At 37.1% G+C, this 10,554-nt stretch carries 9 protein-coding genes; 5 read left to right on the top strand and 4 right to left on the bottom strand.

All coding sequences use genetic code 11. From position 1 onward, the window contains the following. On the top strand, nucleotides 1–204 hold a 204-nt coding region (locus FJR06_RS18070), incomplete at its 5' end, for a hypothetical protein (RefSeq protein WP_254434449.1). On the opposite strand, the gene FJR06_RS18065 is transcribed toward FJR06_RS18070, so the two are convergent. From FJR06_RS18065 to menD, 4 genes are all read right to left on the bottom strand, one after another. Continuing rightward, nucleotides 172–1,227, bottom strand: a complete 1,056-nt coding sequence (locus FJR06_RS18065; protein WP_168651959.1) for an agmatinase family protein — start codon at nucleotides 1,225–1,227, stop codon at nucleotides 172–174. The two genes, FJR06_RS18070 and FJR06_RS18065, sit on opposite strands and share 33 nt — an antisense overlap. 108 nt (nucleotides 1,228–1,335) lie before the next feature. Continuing rightward, complete coding sequence (gene prmA / locus FJR06_RS18060) at nucleotides 1,336–2,256, bottom strand: 50S ribosomal protein L11 methyltransferase (protein WP_015081152.1); 921 nt, start codon at nucleotides 2,254–2,256, stop codon at nucleotides 1,336–1,338. Nucleotides 2,257–2,543: 287 nt separating this feature from the next. After that, entirely contained in the window at nucleotides 2,544–4,124 is a 1,581-nt protein-coding gene (gene serA / locus FJR06_RS18055) for a phosphoglycerate dehydrogenase (protein ID WP_015081153.1), read from the bottom strand. Between the two features lie 159 nt (nucleotides 4,125–4,283). Then, on the bottom strand, nucleotides 4,284–5,993 hold the full coding sequence (gene menD, locus FJR06_RS18050) for a 2-succinyl-5-enolpyruvyl-6-hydroxy-3-cyclohexene-1-carboxylic-acid synthase (RefSeq protein ID WP_015081154.1): 1,710 nt from the start codon (nucleotides 5,991–5,993) through the stop codon (nucleotides 4,284–4,286). Nucleotides 5,994–6,005: 12 nt separating this feature from the next. Between menD and folB the strand changes: the two genes are divergently transcribed. The 4 genes from folB to FJR06_RS18030 form a co-directional block, all read left to right on the top strand. After that, a complete protein-coding gene (gene folB / locus FJR06_RS18045) occupies nucleotides 6,006–6,371 on the top strand; it encodes a dihydroneopterin aldolase (RefSeq protein ID WP_015081155.1) in 366 nt (121 codons plus the stop codon). A gap of 153 nt (nucleotides 6,372–6,524) precedes the next feature. Beyond that, on the top strand, nucleotides 6,525–7,025 hold the full coding sequence (locus tag FJR06_RS18040) for a hypothetical protein (protein WP_015081156.1): 501 nt from the start codon (nucleotides 6,525–6,527) through the stop codon (nucleotides 7,023–7,025). Next, the gene (locus FJR06_RS18035) at nucleotides 7,022–9,817 is read left to right on the top strand and encodes a ParA family protein (protein WP_168651958.1); all 2,796 of its coding nucleotides are present in this window, start codon (nucleotides 7,022–7,024) and stop codon (nucleotides 9,815–9,817) included. The genes FJR06_RS18040 and FJR06_RS18035 overlap by 4 nt, the downstream gene beginning before the upstream one ends. A gap of 83 nt (nucleotides 9,818–9,900) precedes the next feature. After that, nucleotides 9,901–10,554: fatty acid desaturase (locus tag FJR06_RS18030; protein WP_174783353.1), on the top strand; the 654-nt coding region annotated here is incomplete at its 3' end.

The raw sequence follows: 10,554 nt of genomic DNA, 5'->3' as shown, positions 1-10,554 counted from the left end.
TATCGGTCATTGCCAAAAATAGTTCTCGAAATGCTTCGCCCGTACAGTGGTCAGTTGTCAGTAGGGGCGAAGCATTTGGAAGATAAATTATCGGTCATTGCCAAAAATAGTTCTCGAAATGCTTCGCCCGTACAGTTGTCAGTTGGAACAGGAAAGTTATTATTACTCCTATTACCTATTACCTGTTCCCTCTTTCTGAGATAAATCTAATAAATTTGCTAACTTGTAAACTATTCGCGCACCAACATTACCATCCCATTCAGCATCACCAACTTCGCAGACATCAAAACCAATAATTTCTCTACCACTATTTACCAGTTCGCGGAACAAACAATAAACTTGTTCTAATTCCAGTCCTCCAGGAACAGGAGTACCTGTATTGGGGCAAAGTTTAGGATCTAAACCATCAATGTCGAAGCTAATATAAACTTTTTCTGGTAAATGGTTGATAATTTCTCGACATAAATCCAACCAATTTTTACCAGAATATAGTTGTTGTTTAATTGCTGAATCATAATAACCAATAATGCGATCATTTGATTGATTAATGATTTGCACTTCATCATGACAAATATCTCGTACACCTACTTGGACTAATTTAGAAATTTGCGGTATTTTCATGGCATTAAACATAATAGACGCATGAGAAAATTCAAATTCCTCATAGGCATTCCGTAAGTCTGCATGGGCATCAATATGTAAAATTCCCCAGTCATCATATTGATTAGCTAAGGCTTGGAAGTAGCCTAATGGTGAACTGTGATCACCACCAATGACAGCAACTCGTTTACCTTGATTCATTGCTGCTTGTGATTGGGTCAATAACCAATGATTTACCTGTTCCCCAGCTTGGTTAATTGCTTCTAGAACAGAGGTTAAATCTGGTGAATCTGTTAGGGATTTACCTTGGGCTTGACGTTCAATAATTCTGGCTGCTTGTTGACGATAATAGTTATTTTTTTCGATCATTTCCTGGGGAATTTCTACCATAAATATTCCCTGTTTCCAACCGTCGGGATGATCAAAATCAAATAAATCTATTTGCAGTGAGGCATCTAAAATTCGCTGTGGTCCGTTCGCAGTTCCCGCACGATATGAAACGGTGACTTCCCAAGGTATGGGGAAGATAATTAAATTGGCTGAATCGTAATCATCAGGTAATCCGAGGAAGTTACCATTTTTTTCGGCTACGCTGTTGGGATTGTATTCTTGTAGTGGGTTATTCATTGATGAGATGATTTGATAAATTGAAGTTCCAAATTTATGAGTATAGATTTTTTTTGGTGATAATTCTGTTCTCTATTCTCTGCTATATAAACTTTTTTGTGAATATGATTAAGAACGACGGGCATTTAAACAACACCATTCTTTTTTTTTCCAGAGAGTAGCAACAACCCAACCATTTTGTTTTAAAGCATCAGCAACACCCTGGGATTGTTCTAGGAGAATTCCACTAAATATACCCCAAGTGCTGGGTTTGGTAATTGTGGTCATTTCTGGGAGTAATTCAATAATTACATCAGCTAAAATATTACAGACAATACCATCTACTGGCTGATCAATTATTTTCCGTACCATGTCTACACTCCCCTCAATGGGGATTAAATAGTCTGGACGGATATCATTAAGAGCGCGATTACTGAAAGTGGATCTCACCGCTACGGGATCATTATCAACGGCATAGACTTTACCAGCACCTAGTAAGATTGCCCCAACGCCTAGAATACCCGAACCACAGCCAATATCGGCAATGATTAACGGTTCTTTTTTTTCTTCCGTATCCACAAAGGATTGAGGAACTTCGCTAAAGCGCATTTCTAGAGATTCTAAGCATAATTGGGTCGTGGCATGATTGCCTGTACCAAAGGCTACACCAGGATCTAAGCGAATTACCAACCTGTCCAAGGATTCGGGTAAAGGTAGCCAAGCGGGGTTAATCAGAAAGCGATCGCCTATTTCTTCGGGTTGCCAGTGTTGTTTCCAGCTACTAGACCAGTCCTCTTCGTCAATTAAGCCCCAATGCACCATGGGTGAAGGGAGTCCTACACATAGTGCATCTTGGCGCAGCCATAGTGATAAGGCAGCCAAATCTAGTAATTGGGTTTTAAAGCTGGGCAAATAAGCCTTAATGATGGCGATATTACCCTTAATTTCTACTGATGTACCACGACAGCCAAATTTTTCTAACCGCCAAAATATAGTATCTTCTAAATCTGGTTCAGATAAAATATTCAATTCCCACCAAGTGTTTACCATAGAATTTTAGATTTTAGATTCGTAAAAACAAACTTTGATTGCTATGATTATCAAATTACTGAATCAATACTGTTCGGTTAAGGATTTTCGTAGGTTGGGTTGTAGCTTGCTTGCCCGTTGCGGTACAAAGACCAAACCCAACAAACCGTTGTAAATGTTGGGTTTCGTTCCATTGCTCCGCAACGCTTACGCGAACAACCCAACCTACATAATTTCATTGTTTTGAGCTTAACCGACAAGTATTGATTACTGAATCATCTGCAGCAAATAAATCCCAAAAATCACAGTTAAAGTGCGACTGTATATGCGTCCCGAATACCATCTACTTTTTTAATTTCCTCTAAAATGCCATCGGGTAAAGGATCATCAATACTGAGAGCCATAACAGCATCACCACGCACAATTTTCCGACCTACCTGCATACTAGCAATATTGACATTAAAGCTGCCGAGGAGAGAACCGAGTTTACCAATAATACCTGGCATATCCCGGTGGCGGGTAAACACCATGTATTTACTGGGGGGGACGTTAATGGGGAAACCGTCAACGTCTGTTAAGTGAATTTCCTTATCACCTAATAAAGCACCTGTGACAGAATGTGTACCTAAAGTCCCTGTAGCTTGGAGATGCAATGAACCTGCATAATCCCTTGCGGAAGCATCCCTGGTTTCAATGACTCGAATCCCCCGTTCCTTGGCTTCTATGGTAGCGTTGACATAATTGACCCGTTCCCGTAGGGCTTGGTAAAGTAGTCCTTTCAGGGCAGCGATAACTAAAGGTTGACTTTTATTAGTTGCCAGTTCTCCTTGCAGTGTAACATTAAGTGTCTCAACTCTGCCGCCGGTGAGTTGACCAACTAAATTCCCCAGGGTTTCCGCTAATTCCATGTAAGGCTTGAGTTCTTCGAGAATATCGGGTCCTAGTCCAGGAATATTCACAGCGGAACGGGCAGGTAGTCCTAATAACACATCCCGAATTTGTTCAGCCACGTCTATGGCGACGTTGACTTGAGCTTCAGCAGTGGAAGCACCGAGGTGAGGGGTAAGAATAACCTCTTTACCCAAGCGTAGCAATTCAGAATCACCTAATGGTTCAGAATCGAATACATCTAACGCAGCACCAGCAATTACACCATCTCTGATTGCTACTGCTAAAGCCGCTTCATCAATAATGCCACCACGAGCGCAGTTAATAATTCTGGTGGTGGGTTTCATTAACGCCAAGGTTTTAGCGTTGATGATGTTGGCAGTTTCCTTAGTTTTGGGAATGTGCAAGGTGATATAGTCGGCTTGCTGGAATAACACATTTAATTCCACCAATTGACAACCCAATTGTTCCGCTCTTTCGCTGGAGATAAATGGATCATAAGCTAGGAGTTTCATGCCCATTGCTTTAGCTACACTGGCAACATGAGAACCAATTTTTCCTAACCCGACAACGCCGAGGGTTTTTTTGTATACTTCCGAACCAACATAACTTTTCCGATCCCACTCACCACGTTTTACTGAAGCATTAGCATCAGGAATGTGACGAGACAAGGATAACATCATAGCTAAAGCGTGTTCTGCGGCGGCAATGGTATTACCTTCTGGGGAATTGACGACGACAATCCCTTTGCGAGTCGCTGCGGGAACATCAACGTTATCCACACCTACACCGGCACGGCCAATAATTTTTAATTTGGTGCCAGCTTCTATAATTTCTTGAGTAGCGCGAGTTCCAGAACGGATCATCAGCGCGTCATACTCACCAATAATGGCTTTGAGTTCATCTGGCTTGAGGCTGGTTTTGACATCAACGGTGGCAACTTGGGAAAGAATATCAATACCAACTTGATCAATTGGATCTGAGACAAGAACCTTAGACATAATAACTTGATTTTGGTTAACAGGTTTTGCTGTACAAGATTTTTTAGTTTAATCTTTATCTGTGGCACTTGGGCAAAAATTATGGAAATCTGTTTTAAAAATAGATCCCCGACTTCTCCAAGAAGTCGGGGATCTGAATATTCTAAATATTTGAACTATTTACCAATTACTAAATTTTACTAAATTTTCTTTTCTCCACATCACATCTCTTTTCCTATTTGTTTTGACTTCTAAAACCCTAATTCCTATTTTTGGTACTTGCTTTAAGCTATCTTTTAGTTCTTCCCAAGAATTAATTAACTGATATTGCACATTATAAGTAGCACATAATCGAGCAAAATCAATATTTTGAGGAGTGGCAAAAAATTCTTCAAAAGGTGGATTAAATTTGGCAATGGGTAACATTTCAAAAATTCCCCCACCATTGTTATTAATCAAGATAATCGTTAGATGTCCAATAAATTTATTTCTAATTAAAAAACCATTGGTATCATGCAATAAAGATAAATCTCCTGTTAGCATTACACTACTTTGCTGATGATGTGCTATTCCTAAAGCAGTGGATAAAGTACCATCAATACCATTTGCACCCCGATTAAAATAAGGTTTAATTCTTAAATTATTGGGTTTCCAGAAAAATTCTACATCTCGCACTGGCATACTATTTGCAATGAATAGGGGTGTTTCTGGTGGTAGGTTTTGGGAAATTAACCAAGCGGTTTTACTTTCGATTAATTCATCTATATTTTCAAAATAATCATCAATATTTTTTCTAACTTGCTTTTCTGTTATACACCATTTTTGTAAATACTCACTTTTTGCTAATTCCTCAATTTCCAATTTACCAATTTCTGTTACTGATATTCTTAAATGTGTAGTTTTTCCATGTAAAGGATCTAAATTTTGATCACAATTATCAATTATCAAACGTTGAGGATTAGTAGTAATTAACCAATTGCGTAATTCTTTACTTGTGGGCATTTCTCCAATTTGAATTACGATTTCTGGGGATAATTCTTTGGCAAGTTGTTGATTTCTAAGAATGATGTCATAGGTAGAAATTAAATAGGGATTTAAGTCTGTGTAATTTCTGACAGGGGAAAGTCCTTCAGCTAAAACAGGCCATTGGAGAGATTGACTTAGGTTAGCGATCGCTCTACAATACTCTTCCGGGGCTTGTGGTTGGGCTACACCAGCAATAATGATCCCTTTTTGGTAATTGGTAATTGGTAATTGGTAATTGGTAATTGGTAATGGGGTGGAAATCAAACTAGAAAAGAAATCTTCTGTATCTAAGGTAAAATCTGTACCATCGGGAATGGGCGCGAGGGGATCACGAAAAGGTATATTTAAATGTACTGCGCCAGAATTGGGAAATTGACAACGTTCCCAAGCGTGAATAACCGTTTGTCTGAGATAACCTAACATTCCCATATCCACCGAAGGTGTAGCTAATTCCGTTTGCCAATTGGGATAATTACCGTATAATTTTACTTGGTCAATAGTTTGTCCTGAATGACAATCTCGTAATTCTGCTGGTCTGTCAGTGGTTAATATTAACAAAGGGACGCGACTTTCTCTAGCTTCAATTACTGCTGGATAAAAATTTGCCCCCGCAGTTCCCGAAGTGCAAACTAATACTACAGGTTTCCCCGTTGCTTTTGCTTGTCCCAACGCAAAAAAAGCCGCCGAACGTTCATCTAAAATCGGAATTGCTTCAATATGCGGTATTTGTTGGACAAAAGCCACAGTTAATGCTGTAGAACGAGAACCAGGACAGATAACAGCGCAATTTAAACCCAAACGTTTGAGGGTTTCTGTTAATACATAAGACCAAAGAAGATTAAGATTATTAAAAGTAAGTTGCATTGATTAGAGATTATGGACTGTATTCATTTAACAGGAATTCGTGGCTATGGTTATACCGGATTTTTACCAGAAGAACAGGCATTAGGACAATGGTTTGAGGTAGATGTTAAATTATGGTTGGATCTTTCTAAACCCGCCAAAACAGATAATATTGAAGATACTATAGATTATCGGCAGATAATTAGCTTAGTGCAAAAATTGCTGAAAACCTCAAAGTTTGCATTGGTGGAAAGACTAGCTGGGGCTATAGCTGATGGTATTCTAGAGGATAGCGACGGTATTAGTCAAGTACAAGTTATTCTCAGTAAAACCGCTGCACCTATTCCTGATTTTAGCGGCAAAATCAGTATTGAATTGACTAGAAGTAAACTCCAGTAGCAGGAATCACGCAGAAAGATTTGGTTTATTAAAACTGTATCAATTATGGAGTGTTTGACATTAATGCAGGATGAGTTGAAGTGTCGGTATAATTGGTTAATGGGTGGCGCGATTTTGACGTAAAATAACTGAGTAAAATCTTAGTTAACGGGAATGAAGAAGAAGATAACTTTTACAGACAGGGAAATGCAAAGAGCATGGCGTGAAAATTCTTCTGCCTCTCATAATCATAATGGAGTCCGAACTAATGCCCACCGCTTATTATTATTTTATGCTGTTGAATGTGGTTTAAAAGCAGTGTTGATGAAGAAAAAGGAAGTAAATCGTACTGATTTATGTCCAGAAATATTAGAAGAGGGGCATGATATAAATGGGTTGTTAGAATGTTTATACCCTGGTAATAATTCATTGCAAATGTGGAAACTACCAGAACAGTTATTTATTCAAGATATTCAGGATAATTCTCATGTTAAGATAAAACAAGAACGACAATTAACGCCTGGTAAAATTAACCAGATTTGGCGCTATGGAGGAAAGTTTATCTTAAAAAAAGATGAGGATGAGAATAAACGGGAAAAAATAACAGACGAAGACATAGAAAAAAAATTGTTAAACATTGTTGAATTGATTAAAAAAGAACTTCAAGGACTATGAAAGATTTTAAATTACTGACTTGGCTTGATATTAGAAGAATTTTTCGCCGCAAAACTAACTATGGGACTAATTTACCAGAGAACATAGTAAGTATTAGGTGTTTTTCTGATGCTGTAGAAATAAATATTTCCGATGAAAATTTTATAAATAAAGTCAAGGACGTATTAAAAGAAAAAGAATGGTTTGGAGATTGGTACGATGAAGAGGAATCTGTTATTCGATTTGATATTGGTGATGCTACATTACCCGTGGAATTTATCTCAGAAGAAGAACCTTATATAACAGATATTGAGATACGTCCTTTTTGGGAAGAAATTGCTTATTTAGAAAGTAATTCAGAAAATGATTCAGAAACAGAACCTGCTGTCAAAAAAATAGTTAAGCTTCCAGAAGCATATACGGAAAAACCTAGTTTAATAGCGTTTTATTCTTTTAAAGGTGGTGTAGGAAGAACATTAAATTTAACAGCCCATCTTTTTGCTTTGTTAGATAGAGCTAAAGAGTTAAATGAGTCTATAAATGTGTTAGTTATTGATGCTGATTTGGAAGCACCAGGTCTTACCTATTGGAATGCGTTAGCAAAACAACAACCATCCGTTTCTTTTATTAATTTTTTAGAAGTTTACCATTATTCACCAATTGATAGAGAAGAAGCACTTGCTTTATTTGCTAACGAAGTAAAAAAATCAGTGAAACATGAAGGAAATTCACAAGTTTATTTTTTACCTGCATTTCTAAAAGATAATGAATTATTAGATATACCCATTTTACCTGAACATTTAGTCAGAGGTATAGATGGAACATGGGAATATGGTAATGCTATTCATCATTTAGGTGAAATTTTAGGTGTAGATTATGTTTTTATTGATTTGAGAGCAGGTTTAAGTGAAATATCTAGTCCTATAATTTTTGATCCCAGAATCCAGCGTTTTCTTGTCACAACAATCAATGATCAATCTATTCAGGGTACAAGTTTAGTTTTAAAACAAATTGGCAAAGTTGCACCATTAGAAGCAGAAGTTAAAGATAAAGAATACTATGATCCATCAATAGTAATTAGTATGTTAAAAGAAGAATTTAAAAAATTACCAGCATTTAATAATGCCTTGTTTGAATTAATATCTGCTTATGTACAATCAGAAGAAGATAAGTTAGATGAGCCAAGATTGGAAATAAAAGAAGCTTATTTTGTAGAGGAATTACTTTATGTAAATGACTGGGAAGATGCACGCTCTAAATTAAATAGAACTTCAATTTCAGTCATGGGAATTGCTATAGACTGGGCAAAACAACAGTTACCAAATCCAAAAAATCAGGAATCAATCTCAGATGATACACCGGAAAACAATTTACAGCAATCCGTCCAAAGACTTAGAGATTTGTGCCGGAGATATGAGTACGCTGAACAAGGACAAGGAGAAGATTTACTAATAACAGAACCTTTGCGGAACTTAGCTACTAACTTTAGAGATAAATTACCTCATATAGTATCAATTGGAGCTAAAGGGGCTGGAAAAACTTTTAATTATATACAGTTATCACGTTTTAAATATTGGGAGAATTTCCTGAATTATATTGATCATAGAAATAATGAAACTGAGTCAAAAACCCATATATTTCCTGTACTTGAGTCCATTAATGTTCAGGATAATGCAAAAATTGTTATCAACCAAGCTAGAAATGAGGTTAGAGAAGCTTTAGGTAATAATATTCCTGAATTTGTGCATTCAGAGTATACAACTAGGGTTAAAAATGCAGTTAAATACCAAGATTGGAATGAACCTAAATGGACAGACTTCTGGGTTGGTGAAATTGCCAGATCTATAGGTATTAATCCAAATATAGATACTCCTAATACACTTGGTACAATAAATCAATATTTAAAAAATAAGGGATTAAAGATTATCTTTTTGTTTGATGGATTAGAAGATATATTTCAGGAAATCGGTTCTAGTAATCAAGAGAAGATTGCTTTAAGAGCTTTAATTGATGATTTACCAAAGAAATTATCAGAAATTAGGCAATCTCATCTTGGTGTAATAATTTTCTTACGTCGTGATTTTATCAGATATACAATTACTCAAAATTCAAGTCAGTTTGAAAGCCTTTACCGTGCTTATGATTTATATTGGAATCAAGATTCTTTCTTGAGATTAGTTTATTGGATTTGTAGTGAATCTAAAGTAATAGGTGCAAAGAAAGATAGTATTTACAGTCTAACTGAAGAGAATATCATATATGAATTAGAGCAACTATGGGGTAAAAAAGTAGGAACAGATAAGTCTAAAGAAGCCTACACAGCTTCTTGGGTATTTGCAGCTTTAACAGATTTTAAGGGCAGACTCCAAGCCAGAGATATTGTCCGTTTTTTGTATAATGCAGCAAATATTACAGTAAATAAAACTCAAGAAGAACAATTTTCAAAATGGTCTACAAGCCGACTTTTACCTCCTCCAGCAATTCGTCGCGCTCTGAAACCATGTAGTGAAGAAAAAGTAAGAGAAGCTAAAGAAGAATATCCAGCTTTCAAAACATGGGTAGAAGATACACTCCCTAAATATCCTGCGACTCAAAAGATAATTCCTTTTGCTGTAGAAGATTTTGACATGGATCAAAAAACAGTAACATTATTAGAAGAGATGGGAGTGATTTATGAATATAAACAAAAAGATGAAGTAAAGGGATTTTATATGCCTGAAATCTTCCGCGAAGGTTTAGGTTTTTCAGGTAAAGGTGCGCGACCTAAAATAGTAGCGTTGAAGCGTAGTGTAATAAGGAAAGGGATTTTGTAATTATCTTTTTTTGAATTTCGCCAATCTTCAGTGAATAGTCGAATAAATAACAACGGACAACTGACTAATGACTAATTTGCATTTTGCTTAAAATTCGTCGTGAGACATTAAAAAATATCAAACCTAAAATTATATCATGGTCAGCGTTACATCGCCGCCACCATGAATTGAGCGATAAACATGGTGATCCTCACTCACCAAATCTTCACGGTGGTAATTGGCGTGATCGGATTCGAGGCTTAATTCATTCCCATCTAACTTGGATGTATAAGCACGAATATCCCAGTGTTGTCCACTATGTACCCGATTTAATCAAAAACAAAAACATCGTTAGAGTAGATCGCTACTACTACCTGTGGGCTTCCCTGGGGTTCGTGTTGCCCACCCTCTTAGGCGGATTGTACCACTGGAGTCTAGCGGGAGCGTTAGCAGGATTTATTTGGGGAGGTGTGTTCAGAATTATTTGGGGAGGACATACCATTTGGTCAATTAACTCCTTCTTGCACTGCTTCGGGATGAGCCGCTTTGAGACCGAAGAACACAGTCATAATTTTGGGCCGATTGCCTTACTGACCTTCGGTGAATCATGGCACAACAATCACCATGCGTTTCCCGGCTCTGCTTCCTTTGGCTTGGAGTGGTATCGCCTAGCCCGGATTTCTCACAAAGAAAAGAAAAAAAGGGGTCAAAAACTGCGAAAATGTATATCTAAAAAGCATTTCAGCAATTATAAAATA

The sequence above is a fragment of the Dolichospermum sp. UHCC 0352 genome (assembly GCF_009711925.1).
Lineage (GTDB): Bacteria > Cyanobacteriota > Cyanobacteriia > Cyanobacteriales > Nostocaceae > Dolichospermum > Dolichospermum lemmermannii.
Note: the sequence above shows the minus strand (reverse complement) of the source record. Positions and strands in the feature narration are given on the sequence as shown.